This is a genomic window from Streptomyces sp. NPDC107550, assembly GCF_055639095.1.
In genome coordinates this window covers 234,116-253,302 of record NZ_JBVKBC010000005.1, presented here as the reverse complement: position 1 = coordinate 253,302, position 19,187 = coordinate 234,116, and the positions used below count along the sequence as shown (strand labels likewise).

At 70.3% G+C, this 19,187-nt stretch carries 19 protein-coding genes; 8 read left to right on the top strand and 11 right to left on the bottom strand.

Annotated elements, in window-relative coordinates:
• Positions 1-114 precede the first annotated feature (114 nt).
• Complete coding sequence (locus ACZ7LY_RS10205) at positions 115-1,656, top strand: glycosyltransferase family 87 protein (RefSeq protein WP_471624068.1); 1,542 nt, start codon at positions 115-117, stop codon at positions 1,654-1,656.
• Between the two features lie 95 nt (positions 1,657-1,751).
• On the opposite strand, the gene ACZ7LY_RS10200 is transcribed toward ACZ7LY_RS10205, so the two are convergent.
• The 3 genes from ACZ7LY_RS10200 to ACZ7LY_RS10190 form a co-directional block, all read right to left on the bottom strand.
• Entirely contained in the window at positions 1,752-2,783 is a 1,032-nt protein-coding gene (locus ACZ7LY_RS10200) for an alanine racemase (protein WP_471624067.1), read from the bottom strand.
• 104 nt (positions 2,784-2,887) lie between these two features.
• On the bottom strand, positions 2,888-4,009 hold the full coding sequence (femX, locus tag ACZ7LY_RS10195) for a peptidoglycan bridge formation glycyltransferase FemX (protein WP_471624066.1): 1,122 nt from the start codon (positions 4,007-4,009) through the stop codon (positions 2,888-2,890).
• Positions 4,010-4,199: 190 nt separating this feature from the next.
• Complete coding sequence (locus ACZ7LY_RS10190; RefSeq protein ID WP_471624065.1) at positions 4,200-4,523, bottom strand: hypothetical protein; 324 nt, start codon at positions 4,521-4,523, stop codon at positions 4,200-4,202.
• Between the two features lie 287 nt (positions 4,524-4,810).
• Here ACZ7LY_RS10190 and rpsF point away from each other — a divergent pair, with 287 nt between their 5' ends.
• From rpsF to rplI, 4 genes are all read left to right on the top strand, one after another.
• A complete protein-coding gene (gene rpsF, locus ACZ7LY_RS10185; RefSeq protein WP_005482942.1) occupies positions 4,811-5,101 on the top strand; it encodes a 30S ribosomal protein S6 in 291 nt (96 codons plus the stop codon).
• A gap of 72 nt (positions 5,102-5,173) precedes the next feature.
• On the top strand, positions 5,174-5,767 hold the full coding sequence (locus ACZ7LY_RS10180; protein ID WP_471624064.1) for a single-stranded DNA-binding protein: 594 nt from the start codon (positions 5,174-5,176) through the stop codon (positions 5,765-5,767).
• Positions 5,768-5,857: 90 nt separating this feature from the next.
• Positions 5,858-6,094 (top strand): 30S ribosomal protein S18, encoded by a 237-nt coding sequence (gene rpsR / locus ACZ7LY_RS10175; RefSeq protein WP_003949403.1) that lies wholly within the window; start codon positions 5,858-5,860, stop codon positions 6,092-6,094.
• An 18-nt stretch (positions 6,095-6,112) separates the two neighbouring features.
• Positions 6,113-6,559 (top strand): 50S ribosomal protein L9, encoded by a 447-nt coding sequence (gene rplI, locus ACZ7LY_RS10170; protein WP_471624063.1) that lies wholly within the window; start codon positions 6,113-6,115, stop codon positions 6,557-6,559.
• Positions 6,560-6,861: 302 nt separating this feature from the next.
• On the opposite strand, the gene ACZ7LY_RS10165 is transcribed toward rplI, so the two are convergent.
• Positions 6,862-8,199 (bottom strand): MATE family efflux transporter, encoded by a 1,338-nt coding sequence (locus tag ACZ7LY_RS10165; RefSeq protein ID WP_471624062.1) that lies wholly within the window; start codon positions 8,197-8,199, stop codon positions 6,862-6,864.
• 470 nt (positions 8,200-8,669) lie between these two features.
• On the opposite strand from ACZ7LY_RS10165, the gene dnaB reads away from it, so the two are divergent.
• The gene (dnaB, locus tag ACZ7LY_RS10160) at positions 8,670-10,142 is read left to right on the top strand and encodes a replicative DNA helicase (protein WP_471624061.1); all 1,473 of its coding nucleotides are present in this window, start codon (positions 8,670-8,672) and stop codon (positions 10,140-10,142) included.
• Positions 10,143-10,223: 81 nt separating this feature from the next.
• On the opposite strand, the gene ACZ7LY_RS10155 is transcribed toward dnaB, so the two are convergent.
• Together ACZ7LY_RS10155 and def are read right to left on the bottom strand one after the other, a co-directional pair.
• Positions 10,224-11,462: a hypothetical protein gene (locus ACZ7LY_RS10155; protein WP_471624060.1), complete on the bottom strand. Its 1,239-nt coding sequence runs from the start codon at positions 11,460-11,462 to the stop codon at positions 10,224-10,226.
• Between the two features lie 221 nt (positions 11,463-11,683).
• Positions 11,684-12,349, bottom strand: a complete 666-nt coding sequence (gene def / locus ACZ7LY_RS10150; protein ID WP_471624059.1) for a peptide deformylase — start codon at positions 12,347-12,349, stop codon at positions 11,684-11,686.
• 195 nt (positions 12,350-12,544) lie between these two features.
• Here def and ACZ7LY_RS10145 point away from each other — a divergent pair, with 195 nt between their 5' ends.
• Complete coding sequence (locus tag ACZ7LY_RS10145) at positions 12,545-13,924, top strand: serine hydrolase domain-containing protein (protein WP_471624058.1); 1,380 nt, start codon at positions 12,545-12,547, stop codon at positions 13,922-13,924.
• A 174-nt stretch (positions 13,925-14,098) separates the two neighbouring features.
• Here ACZ7LY_RS10145 and ACZ7LY_RS10140 read toward each other — a convergent pair whose 3' ends face one another.
• Both ACZ7LY_RS10140 and ACZ7LY_RS10135 read right to left on the bottom strand, forming a co-directional pair.
• The gene (locus tag ACZ7LY_RS10140; RefSeq protein WP_471624057.1) at positions 14,099-14,551 is read right to left on the bottom strand and encodes a GNAT family N-acetyltransferase; all 453 of its coding nucleotides are present in this window, start codon (positions 14,549-14,551) and stop codon (positions 14,099-14,101) included.
• Between the two features lie 65 nt (positions 14,552-14,616).
• Positions 14,617-15,084 (bottom strand): MarR family winged helix-turn-helix transcriptional regulator, encoded by a 468-nt coding sequence (locus ACZ7LY_RS10135; protein ID WP_471624056.1) that lies wholly within the window; start codon positions 15,082-15,084, stop codon positions 14,617-14,619.
• A 144-nt stretch (positions 15,085-15,228) separates the two neighbouring features.
• On the opposite strand from ACZ7LY_RS10135, the gene ACZ7LY_RS10130 reads away from it, so the two are divergent.
• Positions 15,229-16,437, top strand: a complete 1,209-nt coding sequence (locus ACZ7LY_RS10130; protein WP_471624055.1) for an MFS transporter — start codon at positions 15,229-15,231, stop codon at positions 16,435-16,437.
• A 158-nt stretch (positions 16,438-16,595) separates the two neighbouring features.
• On the opposite strand, the gene ACZ7LY_RS10125 is transcribed toward ACZ7LY_RS10130, so the two are convergent.
• The 3 genes from ACZ7LY_RS10125 to ACZ7LY_RS10115 form a co-directional block, all read right to left on the bottom strand.
• On the bottom strand, positions 16,596-17,462 hold the full coding sequence (locus ACZ7LY_RS10125) for a GNAT family N-acetyltransferase (protein WP_471624054.1): 867 nt from the start codon (positions 17,460-17,462) through the stop codon (positions 16,596-16,598).
• A 138-nt stretch (positions 17,463-17,600) separates the two neighbouring features.
• Positions 17,601-18,083, bottom strand: coding sequence for an NUDIX domain-containing protein (locus ACZ7LY_RS10120; RefSeq protein WP_471624053.1), 483 nt, complete (start codon positions 18,081-18,083; stop codon positions 17,601-17,603).
• 59 nt (positions 18,084-18,142) lie between these two features.
• Positions 18,143-19,048, bottom strand: coding sequence for a LysR family transcriptional regulator (locus tag ACZ7LY_RS10115; protein WP_471624052.1), 906 nt, complete (start codon positions 19,046-19,048; stop codon positions 18,143-18,145).
• Between the last annotated feature and the right edge of the window lie 139 nt (positions 19,049-19,187).

Here is a 19,187-nt window from a genome sequence, read left to right as displayed (position 1 = left end):
GCCGCCGCACCGATCCGGTGCGGCGGCCCTCGCCGTTTCGCGGGCTCGGCGCGTGCCGACCGTTCTCCCGGACGTGCCACCGCGCTCTCAGCCGCGTACGGCAGGATGTGCCGCATGCCCAGTGCAGAGACGACGCGCGCGACCCCGCAGCCATCCGAGCCGGTACGGCCGACCAGAGAGGACGAGGTGGCCGCCGCCGGCAGCGCGGTCATCGGCGGCCCCCTCGGTCGCCGCGCGCTGCTCGGGCGCTCGTGGTGGACGCCGGTGCGGGTCATCGCCCTCGTGATGCTCGGCATGTTCGCGCTCGGCATGGTGCAGAAGTTCCCGTGCTACGACGGCGCCTGGTTCTACGGGGCCAGCTCCCAGTACACGCATGCCTGCTACTCCGACATCCCGCACCTCTACCAGGGGCGCGGCTTCGCCGACGGGCTCGTGCCGTACTTCGACAAGCTCAGCGGCGACATGGAGTACCTCGAATACCCGGTCCTGACCGGCGTGTTCATGGAGGTCGCCGCCTGGCTCACCCCCGGCAGCGGCACCATCCAGCACCAGGAGCAGGTGTACTGGATGGTCAACGCCGGGATGCTGATGATCTGCGCCGCGATCATCGCCGTCTGCGTCACGCGCACCCACCGGCGCCGCCCCTGGGACGGGCTCCTGGTCGCTCTCGCGCCCGCGTTCGCGCTGACCGCCACCATCAACTGGGACCTGTTCGCCGTCGCCCTGACCGCCGCCGCGATGCTCGCCTGGTCGCGCGGGCGCTCGCTCGCCTTCGGCGTGCTGCTCGGCCTCGCCACGGCCGCCAAGCTCTACCCCGTCCTGCTCCTCGGCCCGCTGTTCGTGCTGTGCTGGCGGGCCGGCCGGTGGCGGGAGTTCGGGCGCGCGGCGGCGGGCGCGGTCGGCGCCTGGCTGCTGGTGAACCTGCCCGTGATGATCCTCGCGCCGCAGGGCTGGTCGAAGTTCTACACGTTCAGCCAGGAACGCGGCGTCGACTTCGGTTCCGTCTGGCTCGTCATCACGCAGCACATGGACACCCCGCCGGACACCGGCACCATCAACACCCTGGCCACCGGGCTGATGCTGCTGGGCTGCCTGGGCGTGGGCGCGCTCGCCCTGACCGCCCCCCGCCGGCCGCGCTTCGCGCAGCTCGCGTTCCTGGTGGTCGCCGCCTTCATCCTCACCAACAAGGTCTACTCACCGCAGTACGTGCTGTGGCTCATCCCGCTCGCCGCGCTGGCCCGGCCCAAGTGGCGGGACTTCCTGATCTGGCAGGCGTGCGAGACCGCGTACTTCCTCGGCATCTGGATGTACCTCGCCTACACCACCAGTGGCGACAAGCATCAGGGCCTGCCGACCGAGGGCTACCAGCTCGCCATCGCCGTGCACCTCGTGGGCACGCTGTACCTGTGCGCCGTCGTCGTACGGGACAGCTGGTTCCCCGAGCGGGACGTCGTGCGGCGCTCCGGCGAGGACGACCCGTCGGGCGGGGTCCTCGACGGCGCCCCGGACCGCTTCGTCGTCGGGCATCCGGCGGCCTCCACGGCGCAGAGGCGGGACGGCGGCGCCGCCCCGGACGAGAGGGCGCGGGCGGTGGCCTGGGGCGCGCCGGAGGGCGCCGAGCCCCCCGTCGGCGGCGATCCCTTCCGCGCCCCCTGAGCGCAGCCCCGTACACGCGTGACGCCATGGGAAAGGGCCGGACACCTCGACAGGTGCCCGGCCCTTTCGCCGTACGGATGCGTAGGACGCGTAAGTCAGCGGTCCACGAGCCGGTCGAACTGGGTCGTCGTGTGCCGCAGGTGCGCGACCAGTTCCTCGCCGACCTTCGGCTCGGCCGCGTCGGAGGGCACGAACAAGATCGAGACCTGCATGTGCGGCGGCTCGGCGAACCAGCGCTGCTTGCCCGCCCAGACGAACGGCGCCAGGTTGCGGTTCACCGTGGCGAGACCGGCCCGCGCCACGCCCTTGGCGCGCGGCATGACGCCGTGCAGCGCCTTCGGGGCCTCCAGGCCCACGCCGTGCGAGGTGCCGCCGGCCACGACGACCAGCCAGCCGTCCGAGGCCGCCTTCTGCTGCCGGTAGCCGAACCGCTCGCCCTTCGACACGCGCGTGACGTCCAGGACGGAGCCCCGGTACTCGGTCGCCTCGTGGTCGCCGAGCCACAGCCGCGTGCCGATCCGCGCGCGGAAGCGGGTCTGCGGGAACTGCTGCTGAAGGCGCGCCAGTTCGTCGGCCTTCAGGTGGCTGACGAACATGGTGTGCAGCGGCAGCCGGGCCGCGCGCAGCCGGTCCATCCAGCCGATGACCTCCTCGACGGCGTCCGAGCCGTCCGTGCGGTCCAGCGGCAGGTGGATGGCGAAGCCCTCCAGGCGGATGTCCTGGATGGCGTGCGCGAGCTGCGGCAGGTCCTCCTCGCTCACCCCGTGCCGCTTCATCGAGGACATCACCTCGATGACGACGCGGGCGCCGACGAGGCCGTGCACGCCGTCGACGGAGGAGACGGAGCGGATCACACGGTCGGGCAGCGGGACGGGCTCCTCACCGCGCCGGAACGGCGTCAGGACCAGCAGGTCGCCGCTGAACCAGTCCTTGATCCGGGCGGCCTCGTACGTGGTGCCCACGGCGAGGATGTCGGAGCCGAGGCGCGTGGCCTCCTCCGCGAGCCGCTCGTGGCCGAAGCCGTAGCCGTTGCCCTTGCAGACCGGGACGAGACCCGGGAACTGCTCCTGCACGTGCTTGTGATGTGCCCGCCAGCGCGCGGTGTCGACGTAGAGCGTGAGCGCCATGGCCGGTCCCGGAACCTTTCGTGGAGTGTCAAAGGGCGTGGTGTTCGTGGGGGGTGACGGCGCGTGAGGGTGCCGCCGGGCGCCGGGCGCGGGCCCGGCGGTCGTCAGCGCCGCGACATGTAGATGTCGAGCGCCTTGTGCAGCAGCTTGTTGAGCGGGAAGTCCCACTCGCCGAGGTACTCGGCCGCCTGCCCGCCCGTACCGACCTTGAACTGGATCAGGCCGAAGAGGTGGTCCGTCTCGTCCAGCGAGTCGGAGATGCCGCGCAGGTCGTAGACGGTGGCGCCGAGCGCGTACGCGTCACGCAGCATCCGCCACTGCATCGCGTTCGACGGGCGCACCTCGCGGCCGATGTTGTCGGAGGCGCCGTAGGAGTACCAGACGTGCCCGCCGACGACGAGCATGGTCGCGGCGGACAGGTTCACGCCGTTGTGCCGCGCGAAGTACAGCCGCATGCGGTTGGGGTCCTCGCTGTTGAGGGCCGTCCACATGCGCTGGAAGTACGAGAGCGGGCGCGGCCGGAAGTGGTCGCGCACGGCCGTGATCTCGTAGAGGCGCTGCCATTCCTCAAGGTCCTGGTAGCCGCCCTGGACGACCTCGACGCCAGCCTTCTCGGCCTTCTTGATGTTGCGGCGCCAGAGCTGGTTGAAGTTCTTGTGGACCTCTTCCAGGGAGCGGTTGGCGAGCGGCACCTGGAACACGTAGCGCGGCTGGACGTCGCCGAAGCCGGCGCCGCCGTCCTCGCCCTGCTGCCAGCCCATGCGGCGCAACTTGTCGGACACCTCGAAGGCGCGCGGCTCGATGAAGTCCGCCTCGATGTCGCGCAGGCGCTTCACGTCCGGGTCCTGGATGCCCTTCTTGATGGACGTGGCCTCCCAGCGCCGGATGATGACCGGCGGGCCCATCTTCACGGAGAAGGCGCCCTGCTGCTTGAGGTGCGCCAGCATCGGGCGCAGCCACTCCTCCAGGTTGGGCGCGTACCAGTTGATCACCGGGCCCTCGGGCAGGTAGGCCAGGTACCGCTTGATCTTGGGGAGCTGGCGGTACAGGACGAGGCCCGCGCCGACCATCTCGCCGGTCTTGTCGTCGAACCAGCCGAGGTTCTCGGAGCGCCACTCCGCCTTCACGTCTGCCCATGCGGGGACCTGCATGTGGCTCGCCGACGGCAGGCTCTGGATGTACGCCAGATGCTGCTCGCGGCTGATGGTCCTCAGGGTCAGGCTCATTCGGGGCGCTCCTCGGGCTGGTGTGTCCCCATGGGTACAGGGGCTCCGGCTCTCGCGCCGAAGCCTACTGCGCCCTGCGCGCGCCCTCACTGGCCGTATGGAGGTCTGTCCAAGAAGAAGCCGCCCTCGGGCGGGCCGGGAAGCCTTCCCTGACCCGCCCGAGGGCCCTCTACGGTGCCCCGCGCGGGCGTCAGCCGCCGATGACGCCGCCGAAGAGGCCGCCGTGGGCCATACCGATGAAGAAGCCCACGGCCGACGCCCCGAGCCCGAGGACCAGGCCGAACCGCTCCCGGGTGGTCACGGAGACGAACTGCCCGTAGGCGCCGGTCAGGATGCCGACGAGGCCGGTCCACGAGCTGAGCAGGTGCAGACCGCTCCAGATCGAGGTGATGATGGCGATCGCCCCGAGGACCGCCGTGACCGCGAGCAGCGTGTCGGGGAGGGGATGGGCCTTGCCGTCCGTGGCGAGCAGAGAGCCCGCCGACGTGCTGTTGGGTCGCATTGCCTGTGCCATGTGGCACCTCCTGCGGAAGGCGGCGCATCGTAGCGCCGTACACACCCGATGTGTACAGATTGCGTCCGGACGCTGTCGGATTTCAACCGGAAGCCGCGGTGCGGGTAGTCTGTACCGTCTGCATCGGTGTCTGCCCACATCCCGCCAAGGGATGGATACCCACTGAACAGCCAGGTTCTCCTCGCGGGGGCCGATTGTCAGTGGTGGCGGATACGGTTGCGTACGCATAACAACCCTCCTGCCACGGAACGACCGTGGCCGCTGAGTCCAAAGGAGGTGGGTTCCACATGCGTCACTACGAGGTGATGGTCATCCTCGACCCCGATCTGGAGGAGCGCGCTGTCGCCCCCCTGATCGAGAACTTCCTCTCCGTCGTCCGTGAGGGCAACGGCAAGGTCGAGAAGGTCGACACCTGGGGCCGTCGTCGTCTCTCGTACGAGATCAAGAAGAAGCCCGAGGGCATCTACTCGGTCATCGACCTGCAGGCCGAGCCTGCGGTCGTCAAGGAGCTCGACCGCCAGATGAACCTGAACGAGTCGGTCCTCCGGACCAAGGTCCTCCGCCCCGAGACCCACTGAACCTCGCCGGTTCAGAGCTCGGGACACGAGTAGCAGCAAGCAGTCCGCAGCAATCCCGCCGAGAGGTACCCCATGGCAGGCGAGACCGTCATCACGGTCGTCGGCAATCTTGTCGACGACCCCGAGCTGCGCTTCACCCCTTCCGGTGCGGCGGTCGCGAAGTTCCGTGTCGCGTCCACCCCGCGCACCTTCGACCGGCAGACCAATGAGTGGAAGGACGGCGAGAGCCTGTTCCTGACCTGCTCGGTCTGGCGTCAGGCGGCGGAGAACGTCGCGGAGTCGCTTCAGCGAGGCATGCGCGTCATCGTGCAGGGCCGCCTGAAGCAGCGGTCCTACGAGGACCGTGAGGGCGTCAAGCGCACGGTCTACGAGCTGGACGTCGACGAGGTCGGCGCCAGCCTGCGCAGCGCCACGGCCAAGGTCACCAAGACCAGCGGTCGCGGTGGCCAGGGCGGTTACGGCGGCGGCGGTGGCGGCGGCCAGCAGGGCGGCGGCTGGGGCGGAGGCCCCGGTGGCGGTCAGCAGGGCGGCGGCGGTGCTCCCGCCGACGACCCCTGGGCGACCAGCGCGCCGGCCGGCGGCGGCCAGCAGGGCGGCGGCGGTGGCGGCTGGGGCGGAAGCTCCGGCAGCTCCGGCGGCGGCTACTCGGACGAGCCCCCCTTCTAGGGACCAGTCCTCAGGAGCGGTGTCCTACGGGACCGCCGCGCCACGGGGACGGGCTCGCACCCACATTCTTGATCACACAGGAGATACACCATGGCGAAGCCGCCTGTGCGCAAGCCGAAGAAGAAGGTCTGCGCTTTCTGCAAGGACAAGGTCACGTACGTGGACTACAAGGACACGAACATGCTGCGGAAGTTCATTTCCGACCGCGGCAAGATCCGTGCCCGCCGCGTGACCGGCAACTGCACGCAGCACCAGCGTGACGTCGCCACGGCCGTGAAGAACAGCCGTGAGATGGCGCTGCTGCCCTACACGTCCACCGCGCGATAAGGAAAGGGTGACCGACTCATGAAGATCATCCTGACCCACGAGGTCACCGGCCTCGGCACCGCCGGCGACGTCGTCGACGTCAAGGACGGGTACGCCCGCAACTACCTGGTCCCGCGTGGTTTCGCGATCCGCTGGACCAAGGGTGGCGAGCAGGACGTGGCGCAGATCCGCCGCGCCCGCAAGATCCACGAGATCGCGACCATCGAGCAGGCCAACGAGGTCAAGGCCAAGCTCGAGGGCGTCAAGGTCCGTCTGGCCGTCCGCTCCGGCGACGCCGGTCGTCTCTTCGGTTCCGTCACCCAGGCTGACGTCGCTTCGGCGATCGAGACCGCCGGTGGCCCGAAGGTCGACAAGCGCCGCGTCGAGCTGGGCTCGCCGATCAAGACGCTGGGCGCCCACGAGGCGACCGTGCGTCTGCACCCCGAGGTTGCCGCCAAGGTCAACGTCGAGGTCGTCGCTGCCTGAGCACTGCCCTGAGCAGCGCTGAAGCGAATGTGGGGCCGCACCCTTCGGGGTGCGGCCCCATGTGCTTGCCAGGGTCCGGTGTGGCCCGGCGTGCTGTTTCGCGTTGTTTCACGTGAAACGTGGCAGACGTGGCGGGGGTTCGCGCCTTGTTTCACGTGAAACGGGGTCGCCGTGCGGGGCGCTGCCAGGGGCGGGCGTTGGCGTTGCTCTTCGGGGCGTCTACTGTCTGGGGTGCCCGCTGCCAGGGGCGCCTGCCGTCTGGGGCACCCGCAGGTCGCCGCCCGGCCGCGTCCTCGGGCCCGTCACCGGGTCGCGCCGGTCACTGCCCAGCGGCCCGAGCGGTAGCGGGCCCAGAGCGTGGCCATCCGGACCGTCATCATCAGCGTCATCGCCGCCCACAGCGCCGTGAGCCCGCCGCCCAGCACCGGGACCAGCAGGGCGACCGGCGTGAACACCGCCAAGGTGATGATCATGGCCCAGGCCAGATACGGGCCGTCACCCGCGCCCATCAGCACGCCGTCGAGCACGAACACGATGCCGCACACGGGCTGGGAGAGCGCCACGACGATCAGGGCGGGCAGCGCCGCGTCCTGGACGACGTGGTCACTGGTGAACAGCGGCACGAACAGCGGCCGGCTGACGACGACCAGGACACCGAGTACGACTCCGGCGGCGACGCCCCACTGCACCATGCGGCGGCACACGTCCCGGGCGCCGTCCGCGTCGTCGGCGCCGAGGTAGCGGCCGATGATGGCCTGCCCCGCGATGGCGATGGCGTCCAGCGCGAACGCCAGCAGGCTCCACAGCGACAGGATGATCTGGTGGGCGGCGACATCCGCGTCCCCGAGCCGGGCGGCGACCGCCGTGGCGATCATCAGGATCGCCCGCAGTGACAGCGTACGGACGAGCAGCGGGGCCCCGGCCTGGGCGCAGGCGCGGATGCCCGCGGCGTCGGGGCGCAGGGAGGCGCCGTGCCGGCGGGCTCCGCGGACGACCACGACGAGGTAGACGGCGGCCATGCCGAACTGGGCGATGACCGTTCCCCAGGCCGAGCCGGCGATGCCGAGTCCCCCGCCGTAGACCAGCACGGCGTTGAGCACGCCGTTGGCCACGAAACCGGCGACGGCGACGTACAGGGGGGTCTTCGTGTTCTGCAGGCCGCGCAGGACGCCGGTCGCCGCGAGCACGACGAGCATCGCCGGGATGCCGAGCGCGGAGACGCGCAGATACGTCGTCGCGTACGGGGCTGCCGTGTCGGAGGCGCCGAACAGGGCGACGAGGCCCGGGGCGGTCGGCAGGACGACGGCGATGACGGCGGCGCCGAGCAGGACGGCGAGCCAGATGCCGTCCATGCCCTGCTGGATGGCGGCGCGCAGATCGCCGGCGCCGACGCGGCGGGCGACGGCGGCGGTGGTGGCGTAGGCGAGGAAGACGAAGACGCTGACCGCGGTCGTCAGGAGCGCGGAGGCGATGGCGAGGCCGGCGAGCTGGGCGGTGCCGAGGTGGCCGACGATGGCGCTGTCGGCCATGAGGAAGAGAGGCTCAGCGACGAGTGCGCCGAAGGCGGGAACGGCGAGTGCGACGATCTCACGGTCGTGCCGTCGTCTCGCGGGCTTGGGCTTCGCGGGAGCCTGTGTCATGAGCACCAATCTAATCTTCCACAGGTAAGCTTCGCAATGCCTTAGTGACCCTTACTTACGGCTGCGGAGCGCGCGGCGGGGAACGGCGTTCGAAGTGATCTTGGGCCGACTGGGAAAGTTTTTCTTCTGCACAGCCGGTGGATGGCAAAGTGCCAGGTCAAAGCCTATGCGGGAGGAACGCTGAGGGCTTGTTCACAGGGCTGTCCACTGAGTCGTGCACAGGTTTTCCCCGGTTCTCCACAGCGAGAGGCCCGTCGTCCACATGGCCTGTGGATAACCAGATTGGCTGACGGTGCCCGCGGGCCTAACGTGGTGCGGCGCCCGCCCTGTCCCGAGACGTTTCCGCGACTGCGTAAACCTCGCAAAACCGACGCGTCGAAAGCGGAATCGGGCCGCACATTTGTCAGTGTCGTGCCGTAGGAATGGAAGGCACGGCGAGGTCCGCTCGGCGGACGGGAGGAGGTGGCCCGGTGAGTATCTCCGAGCCCTTGGACGACCCGTGGGCCGACAGCGGCCCCAGTGATCGTCTGCCGTCCTCCCGCCGGCGCCGCGAAGGCGGCCGGGGCGACCAGCACGAGCGCGGCCGCGACGACGGCGGCTGGGACGACGGGCCCGCGACGTTCGAGCGGGTGCCCCCGCAGGACCTGGACGCCGAGCAGTCCGTGCTCGGCGGCATGCTGCTGTCCAAGGACGCCATCGCGGACGTCGTCGAGGTCCTCAAGGGCGCCGACTTCTACAAGCCCGCCCACGAGACGATCTTCCAGGCGATCCTCGACGTCTACGCCAAGGGCGAGCCCGCCGACCCGATCACCATCGCCGCCGAGCTGACCAAGCGCGGCGAGATCAACAAGGTCGGCGGCGCATCGTATCTGCACACCCTCGTCCAGACGGTCCCCACGGCGGCGAACGCCGAGTACTACGCGGAGATCGTCCACGAGCGGGCCGTGCTGCGCCGGCTCGTCGAGGCGGGCACGCGCATCACGCAGATGGGGTACGCGGCCGACGACGACGTCGACGAGATCGTCAACAAGGCGCAGGCGGAGATCTACGCCGTCACCGAGCAGCGCACCAGCGAGGACTATCTGCCGCTCGGCGACATCATGGAGGGCGCGCTCGACGAGATCGAGGCGATCGGCTCCCGCAGCGGCGAGATGACCGGGGTGCCCACCGGCTTCACGGACTTCGACTCGCTGACCAACGGCCTGCACCCGGGCCAGATGATCGTCATCGCCGCCCGTCCCGCCATGGGCAAGTCGACGCTGGCCCTCGACTTCGCGCGCGCCGCGTCCATCAAGCACAACCTGCCCAGCGTCATCTTCTCCCTCGAAATGGGGCGCAACGAGATCGCCATGCGCCTGCTGTCGGCGGAGGCGCGCGTCGCGCTGCACCACATGCGCTCCGGCACGATGACCGACGAGGACTGGACGCGGCTCGCCCGCCGGATGCCCGAGGTGTCGGCCGCGCCGCTCTACATCGACGACTCGCCGAACCTGTCGATGATGGAGATCCGCGCGAAGTGCCGGCGCCTCAAGCAGCGCAACGACATCAAACTCGTGATCATCGACTACCTCCAGCTCATGCAGGCCGGCGGCTCCAAGCGCTCCGAGTCCCGCCAGCAGGAGGTCTCCGACATGTCCCGTAACCTCAAGCTGCTGGCCAAGGAGCTGGAGGTCCCGGTGATCGCGCTCTCGCAGCTCAACCGTGGCCCCGAGCAGCGCACCGACAAGAAGCCGATGGTCTCCGACCTGCGTGAGTCCGGCTCCATCGAGCAGGACGCCGACATGGTCATCCTGCTCCACCGCGAGGACGCCTACGAGAAGGAGTCACCGCGCGCGGGCGAGGCGGACATCATCGTCGGCAAGCACCGTAACGGCCCGACTGCCACGATCACGGTCGCCTTCCAGGGCCACTACTCCCGCTTCGTGGACATGGCCCAGACCTGACGGTGCCGTATATAGGTTCTCAAGTCCCGTGTCATTTTCTCAGTCGCTATCCGACTCATGTTTCTATGCTGGTGCCCGCATTCACTCGGTGGGAGTCTCCGTTGTCGACGAGATACCACACTGCCAGCAGTCGTTTGTATGGTCGTCCTGGCAGACGTAGCCGATGGCACCTTCCACGCACCATTCGGCGGCCTCCTCGGACAGCTGGTCGGGTCCGGCGAGGAGCAGTCGACGAAATGCTGTGGTGTCCGCAATGTCGGCCGGCCGGTTGGTGAACCACTCGTCGAACCAGGGCTCGTCCCGGTGCATCTGCCAGTGCGCATTTTCCCGGTCATCGACAGCCGTAAGGAACCGATCGACGATGCGCCCCCAACTCGGTGTCCCGAACCAGCCGTTGTCGGACGCGCAGAAGGATTCGATCAGGGTACGCAGGCCGAACTTCTTCTCGCTGAGGCAGCACCTTCGCCCCCACGAGATCGCTGCCTGTGCCATCTCCGCTAGTTCTTCGCGCGGATCAACCTCGTGCGCCGGGTCCTCAGGATTGTGGCAGGCCAGCCCGAGCTCGAGAAGAGACTGCCCGGTCGGTAGAACCCGGGACGGGTTGACGATAGCGAGACCGAGGCCGATCCAGTCGACATGATCGAACGACAGCATCGAACGCACGAATCGGGTGGTTGCCGTGTTGATCCGCATCATTGTGCCGTCGTTGAGCGGACTCCTCCCGGCATGCCAGTTCTCGACGGGTGTGTTGCGCCACACGGCGAGCGTGATGCGGGTGGCAGCGAGCCACAGGAGGGCGTCGTCATCAAGGTGCCCGAACCGCTTGGCACACTCCTGGGCGCCGTAGGCGATCAACTCTTCCGGTTTCGGCCACCTGTGGCTGTCGGGCCCCTCAGGTGCGTACTCGTAGTTGTCGGCGTACTCGTCGAGGATGGTGCTCAACTCGGCTGCGCTGTAAGCCTCGTTGTACTCGGAGTTGGGGTCCTCGACGGTGTACATGTCGTAGTCCCAGGAGACGTACACGTCGCCCCAGAGCACGACGTCATCGCACTCGCTGGCGTTGTCCGTCACAACGGGCCTGATGGTGATCGGCGCAGTACGTCCGTCGGTTCGCTCGCCGTCTTTCTCGGCGGCCCATGCGGTGATGAGCCCGAGCGGCTTGGGAAGAAGGGGGCCGACCTCGGTAATGCTGAACGGCTCGTCTTCTTCATCGGGGCCGAACTGGCTGTTGACGAACGCGACGGCCTCGGAGGGCGTGCTGACGATGGACTGACTACCACTCTCGTTGTCAACTACACGCCACAACGCCCTGTTCTTCATGATGCTCTCCGATCGCGGTGAGTGTTGACGGGATCGAGTACCGCTGGCTGATCCTCAGGAAGCCCTCCCAAAGGGAACGTCCAAGTCATAGCCTCGGCGCCTGACACCGAAAGCGGGAACCTACAGACCAGTCGCTGAGTATGTCCGCCATCAGCCGGTCGCTGGTGGGACGCGGTCGCCGGCGGGCGGCTAGCGGACCGGGCCGCGCTCGCCCCGGCTCGTCACCGGCTGAGACGTGCTGCCTTCTTCTCCCGGCGGGCGAAGACCTCTTCGCTGTTGGCCTGCATCTGGCGCACGGCGTCCTTGCGTTCGCGCTTGGTGAGACGGTCCAGGTAGGTGTGGCCGTGGAGGTGGTCCGTCTCGTGTTCGAGGCAGCGGGCGAAGTAGCCGGTCGCCTCGATGACGAGCGGGGAGCCGGCCTTGTCGTAGCCGCGCGCGACGCAGTGGTCCGTGCGCGGGACCGTCATCGTGGCGCCGGGTACGGACAGGCAGCCCTCGGCGTCCTCGACGAGCCGCCGGTTCGCCGGGTCGGGCGGGTCCAGTACGGGGTTGACGAGGTGGCCGACGTGGCGGACGCCCGAGTCGTCGGGGCAGTCGTAGACGAACAGGCGGAGGTCCACGCCGACCTGGTTCGCCGCGAGACCCGCGCCGTCGGCCACGTACATGGTGAGGAACATGTCGTCGATCAGAGCCGACAGCTCCGGCGTGCCGAACTCCTCGACCTCTCGGCAGGGCCGGTTCAGCACCTCCTCGCCGACCACCGTGACCCGCCGGAACGTGCCGCGCTCCGACTCCGGTGCGCGCGCCGGAAAGTCGTCGACCGGGCGCCCCTGCACGCGGACGCGCCGGTCGATGGTTCGGGGCGGTTCGTGGTGGACGGACGACATGGCGGCTCCCTGCGCGCGGCGGACCTGCGGGGCGGCACACCGACTCCGGCGGGCCCCAACGGGCCCGTTGTTCCCTGGTGTTGCCGCCGGACTGAGGGCAACGTAGCGGGTTTCACCGGAGTGCGTGCTGTCCCGCATGATCCGCCGTAGGTGAAACGGGTCGACGGGTGTCGTGGGGCGGGGTGGACTGGGCGGATGACGACATCCCCTGATGAGTTGCTGCCCGCCACCCGGCGCGCCCTGACGCACCGCCTCGCCGTCGCCCAGGCCGAGGGGCGGGCGCCCTCCCTCGTCGGCGCCGTCGCCCGGGAGGGGCGGCTCGTGTGGGCGGGGGCGCGGACCTCCGTGGACGGACACGGGCCCGACGAGAACGTGCAGTACAGGATCGGTTCGATCACCAAGACGTTCACCGCCGTGCTCGTGCTGCGGCTGCGCGACGAAGGGCTGCTCGATCTGGCCGACCCGCTGGAGAGGCATCTGCCCGGGACGGCGGCGGGCGAGGTCAGCATCGCCGAACTGCTCGCGCACACCGGCGGGTTGGCGGCCGAGACGCCGGGCGAGTGGTGGGAGCGGTCGTCCGCCGCGCTGCGGCCGACCCTCGCCGACGTCCTCGGCGAACAGCCCTTCCGGCACCCGGTGGGCCGCCGCCACCACTACTCCAACCCGGGCTACACGTTGCTCGGCGCGCTCGTGGAGAAGCTCCGCGGCATGCCCTGGGAGGAGGCGCTGCGGACGGAGATCCTCGAACCGCTCGGCCTGACCCGGACCAGCGCCCAGCCGAAGGCCCCGCACGCGGGCGGCTGGGCCGTGCACCCGTACGCCGACGTGTTGCTCCCGGAGCCGGACGAAGACCTGGGCCTGATGGCGCCCGCCGGTCAACTCTGGTCCACGGCACGGGATCTGGCGGTCTTCGGCTCGTTCCTCACCACGGGCGACGACCGGGTGCTCGGGGCGGAGTCGGTACGGGAGATGCGCACCCCGCACGCCCCCACCCTGCCCGGCGATTGGGACAGCGCGTACGGGCTCGGGATGCAGGTGGTGCGGCGCGACGGGCGGCTGCTCGCCGGGCACACCGGATCGCTGCCCGGTTTCGTGGCGGGGCTCTGGCTCGACGAGGAGGCCGGCCTGGTGTCGGTCGCCCTGGTCAACTGCACGTCCGGGGTGCCCGCCCCGACCGTCGCCGCCGACCTGCTGAAGACCGTCGCGGAGGCCGAGCCCCGCGTCCCGGCACCCTGGCGGCCCCTCACCGACGTCGATCCCGCCGTCCTGGAGCTGGCCGGTCCCTGGTACTGGGGCACGCAGCCCGTGGCCCTGCGCGTCACCGCCGAGGGCATCACGCTCGGCCCCCTCGCCGGGGCCGGTCGGCGGTCCCGTTTCCGCGAGAACGGCGACGGCACCTGGACCGGCCTCGACGGCTACTACGCGGGGGAGTCGCTGCGGGCGGTGCGCCGGGCCGACGGCCGCGTGAGCCACCTGGACCTCGGATCGTTCGTCTTCACCCGCGAGCCGTACGCGCCCGACGCCCCGGTGCCGGGTGGCGTGGACCCCGAGGGGTGGCGCGGGGTACCGCGGTAGGTGCCGTTGTTTCACGTGAAACGGATGGTGGGGTGTGGTTTCACGTGAAACGGGCGGTGGGGCGGCAGGGTGACGTTTCACGTGAAACGGGCGGTGGGGTGACGTTTCACGTGAAACTCCGCTCCGCCCCGCCGCCCCGCCGCCCGACTGTCCGCCGACCTCGACGGGCGAGGCTCAGAGCCGGCGCTTGAATCCGACGTGGGACGGCTCGAACCCCAGGCGCTCGTAGAAGCGGTGGGCGTCGGTGCGGGTGGCGTCGGAGGTGAGCTGGACCAACTGGCAGTCCAGGCGCCGCGAGGTGTCGACGGCCCACTCGATGAGTCGGCTGCCCAGACCGCTGCCGCGCTCGTCCGCGTGGACGCGCACCCCTTCGATGATCGAGCGGGTCGCGCCCTTACGGGAGAGCCCCGGGACGACCGTGAGCTGGAGCGTGCCGACCACGCGGTCGTCGCGTACGGCCACGACCAGATGCTGCTGCGGATCGGCGGCCAGGCGGGCGTGGGCGGCGAGGTACGGGGCGAGGTCGTCCGGGGATTCGCGCGTGGCGCCGAGCGGGTCGTCCGCCAGCATCGCGACGATCGCGGGGATGTCCTCGGCCGCCGCCGGCCTGATCGTGAGTTCAGTCATGGGCGGCAGCCTAGGCGTCACTCCCGGGGCCGCAGGAAGCGCCGGATCACGCAGGAAGTGCCGGATCAGGCCGGGAGCGCAGGGGCGTGCAGCCCCTCCACGGCGCGGACCAGCGGGGCCAGCTCCGGGTTCTCGGCGGCGGCGTCGAGGGCTTCGCGCAGCGCGGCCTCGTTCGTCGGGCGGGCCTCTTCGAGGAGCTTGAGCCCGGCGTCGGAGACGTTGGTGTAGATGCCGCGCCGGTCGGTCGGGCACAGGTAGCGCAGCAGCAGCCCGCGGTCCTCCAGGCGGGTCACCAGCCGTGTCGTGGCGCTCTGGCTGAGCACGACGGCGTCGGCGACCTGCTTCATCTGGAGATGGCCGCCCTCTCCGTCGTGCTGGCGGCTGAGGACGTCGAGCAGCGAGTACTCGCGCACGCTGAGGCCGTGCGCGGCCTGCAGGGCGCGCTCGATGTGGGCCTCGATCCTCCCGTGCAGCAGCGAAAGGGCGCACCAGCCCTGTGCGAGGGCGGTGAGTGCGGGGTCTGTGGCGGTCATGGCGCGTGGTTCCTCCGTCCCGGAGCGGCTTCACCCCAGAGTAGTCGATGAACCGAAATTGCCCGCGCTTGCGATTAGCCAGCGTCTGCAACTATTGTGAGGACTCGTAAAGCGCACCCGCAATCATCTGGAAGGAACCCCCTGATGCCTATCGCGCTTCTCGCCCTTGCGATCGGGGCCTTCGGGATCGGGACCACGGAATTCGTGATCATGGGACTGCTCCCTGAGGTCGCGGGTGACTTCGGCGTCTCCATCCCCACGGCCGGCTTCCTCGTCACCGGCTACGCCCTCGGCGTCATGGCCGGCGCCCCGCTCATGACCGCCCTCGGCACGCGCGTGCCGCGCAAGCGGATGCTGATGCTGCTGATGGGCCTGTTCATCGTCGGCAACCTGCTCTCCGCCCTCGCCCCCGTCTTCTCCGTGATGCTGATCGGCCGCGTGATCGCCTCGCTCGCGCACGGCGCGTTCTTCGGCATCGGGTCGGTGGTCGCCGCCGAACTGGTGGCCCCCGCGAAGAAGGCGGGCGCCATCGCCATGATGTTCACCGGTCTGACCGTGGCCAACGTCGTCGGCGTCCCGCTCGGCACCCTCATCGGGCAGTCCGTCGGCTGGCGCGTCACCTTCATGATCGTCGCGGCGCTCGGTGTCGTCGGCCTGCTCGGCATCGCCAAGCTCGTCCCCGACCTGCCCCGCCCGCAGGGCGCCCGGCTCCGCCACGAGGTGGCCGCCTTCAAGAACGTGCAGGTGCTCCTCGCCATGGCGATGACCGTCCTCGGCTTCGGCGGCGTCTTCGCGGCCATCACCTACATCGCGCCGATGATGACCCACGTCGCCGGTTACGCCGACACCTCCGTGACCTGGCTGCTCGTCCTCTTCGGCCTCGGCATGGTCGGCGGCAACCTCGTCGGCGGCCGGTTCGCCGACCGCGCCCTGATGCCCATGCTGTACGTGTCGCTGGGCGCCCTCGCCGTCGTGCTGGCCCTGTTCACCGTCACCGCCCACCACAAGGTCCTCGCCGCGATCACCATCGCCCTGATCGGCGCGCTCGGCTTCGCCACCGTGCCGCCGCTCCAGAAGCGCGTGCTCGACCAGGCGTCCGGCGCGCCGACGCTCGCCTCGGCCGTCAACATCGGCGCCTTCAACCTCGGCAACGCGCTCTCCGCCTGGCTCGGCGGCATGGTCATCGCCGCGGGCTTCGGCTACACCGCGCCGAACTGGGTCGGCGCCGCCCTCGCCGCCGGCGCCCTCGTCCTCGCCGTCTTCTCCGCCGCGCTGGAGCGCCGGGCGCCCGTCCCGAGCCAGGTCGTGACCGGCGCCGCGGGCCGGCGGCAGCCCGAGCCCGCACACCGCTGACGGCGCCGTACGGGCCGGCGGGGCGGGCAGTCCCGTACCGCCGTCGTCGCCCGCGCGGGACGCGGCTTCCTTCGCCGTAGACATCCACACAGAACCGCCCCCGGGCCCTCAGCGCGTCAGCGCGGGGCACGGGGGCGGTGTGCGTACGGCGGACGGGGTCAGCCCGCGGCCACCGTGAGAGGGGCGAAGCGGCGCGTCCAGTCGCCGGGGAGGTCGGGGGTGCCGTAGGTCATCGTCGCGTTCATGGCGATGCCTTCGAGGCCACGTTCCTTGAGCCAGCCGAGCAGTTCCTCGTGCCGTACGTCGACGTCGGTGCGCAGCGGAAGCTCCGTCCCCGCCGCCAGCGAGGTCACCAGCGCCTTCGCGGTCTCGGTGTCACGGGCGATCAGCGGGCCGACGACGTGGTTGTCCCTGTTGGGCCAGGCCGCCGCGAACCCGGTCAGCTCGCCGCCGTCCTCCGCGACCCGGAACTGATCCGCGAACGCGGGCAGCCGCGCGATGACATGCGTGCGGTCCACGCCGAACACCTCGGTGTCCAGGCGCAGCACCGCCGACAGGTCCTCCGCCGTGGCAGGCCGGGTGGCGACGCCGGACGCGGGCCCGCCCGGGCGGAAGCGGCCGCGCACCATCTCCGCCTGCCCGGTGACCTTGAAGCCCAGCTCCTCGTAGAGCGGACGGCCGTACGGGGTCGCGTACAGGGAGAGGGGTGTGGCGCCGGCGCGTTCGACCGCGTACCGCATCAGGCGGCGGCCCACTCCCTGGCGCGCGTGCCGGGCGGCGACCAGCATCATGCCGATCGCGCCCAGCTCGGGGCGCTCGCGCATGCCGTACTCGGTGACGACGAAGGCGCCGACGAGTCCGCCGTCGGGGTCGTCGATGCCGTAGCCGGTGCCCGCCGTGAGCAGCAGGCCCCATTTGTGTTCCTCGCGGGGCCAGCCCCGGTCCTCGGCGAGATCGGCGCAGGCGACGAGGTCGGCGCGCGTGAGACGACGGATGGGCAGGTCGGAGAGGGTTGGTGTCGACACGCAGGTCAGGCTGACGGACGCGGACCCGTGCCGTCCACCGCTTTGGGCAGAGCACCCCGTGCTTTCGGCCACGTACCCGCGTGGCACCGGCTGCTCGTGGGCGGCCGGGCGGCGCTGTTTCACGTGAAACAGCGGGGCTCAGCCCAGGTCGGGGGCGTGCATCGCGCGGACGCCCTCGATGTTGCCGTCCAGGTAGTGGCGCAGCGAGAGGGGGACGAGGTGCACCTGGGCGATGCCGACGCGGGTGAACGGCACGCGGACGATCTCGTACTCGCCGCAGGGTTCGTCGATCTCCGGGCCGTGCCGCTGGGACAGGTCCATCGACTCCAGGCGGCACACGAAGAAGTGCTGGACCTTCACGCCGGTGGCCCCGCCGTCGTCGCCGATGTGCTCGACGGTGTCCACGAAGCAGGGCACCACGTCGGTGATCTTGGCGCCCAGCTCCTCGTCGACCTCGCGGTGCAGGGCGTCCACGACGGTGGTGTCCTCGGGCTCGACGCCTCCGCCAGGAGTGACCCAGTACGGATCGACGCCCGGCTTGGTCCGCTTGATGAGGATCAGGTCGTCGCCGTCGAGCAGAACGGCGCGTGCGGTGCGCTTGACGACGGGTCGTACGGTCATGGGAGAAATGTGGCCCGGCCGGTTCCACGTGAAACATCCCGCCCCGTACGCGCCGTAGCTCACGACCAGTCGACGGCGGCGCGCAGCAGCCATTCGTGCGCCCGCGCGATGTGCGGCAGGGCGAGTGAGCCGGTGCGCAGGGCGAGGAAGTACGTGCGCAGCGGTGGCACCGGCGGGTCGAGCAGGGCGACGATCTCGCCGCGCTCCAGGGCCGGGGCGCACAGATAGCGCGGCAGGACGGCGAGACCGGCGCCGGCGGTGACACAGGCGAGCACGGCGCGCAGGTCGGGGACGACGACCGTGCCGGCGACGGCGGGGCGCGCGTCGAAGACGGCGGCCCAGTAGCGGGAGATCAACGGCAGGGACTCGTGGACCTCGACCACGGGGAACTTCTCCAGCGAGGGCGCGGCGTCGCGGTGCAGCCGTCCGGGGCCGAGGCGGGCCGCCCAGCGCGGCGCGGCGGTCAGGACGTGCTCCTCGTCGCAGAGCGGGGTCGCGGAGAGCAGGGCGCCGCGCGGACGGGCCGTCGTGATGGCCAGATCGTGGTGCCCGGCGGCGAGCCCCTCCAGCGTCTCCTCGGCGGTGCCGAAGGACGCGCGCAGGGCGACGCTGTGGCCGTCCTGGCGGGTGAGCGCGGTCAGCGCGGGCAGGGCGCGCTCGGCGGTGAACTCCGGGGGGCCCGCGAGATGCAGGGTGCGGACCTCGGACTCTTCATCGAGCCCCGCCTCGGCGATCTCCACCAGGGCGTCCAGATGGGGCGCCGCCTTGTGTGCCAGTTCGTCGCCGATCGAGGTGGGCGTCACCCCGCGCGCTTGGCGAAGGAAAAGGGGGCGCCCCAACTGGCGCTCCAGCGTGCGTATCTGGGAGGTCACCGCAGGCTGCGACAGGCCGAGCAGCGCGGCGGCGCGGGTGAAGGAGCCGGCCCGATGGACCGTCACGAACGTGCGCAGCAGGGCGAGATCCATGGCGACGCCCTCCCTCCCATGCCTGGGGCGCGCTCCACTATAAATATGTCGATAGGTCTCTGTCGCTAGAGTGATTGGACACTGACACAGAGTCAACTAGCCTTGTTCGCGCGGTTCTTCACATCAGGAACCGGGACGG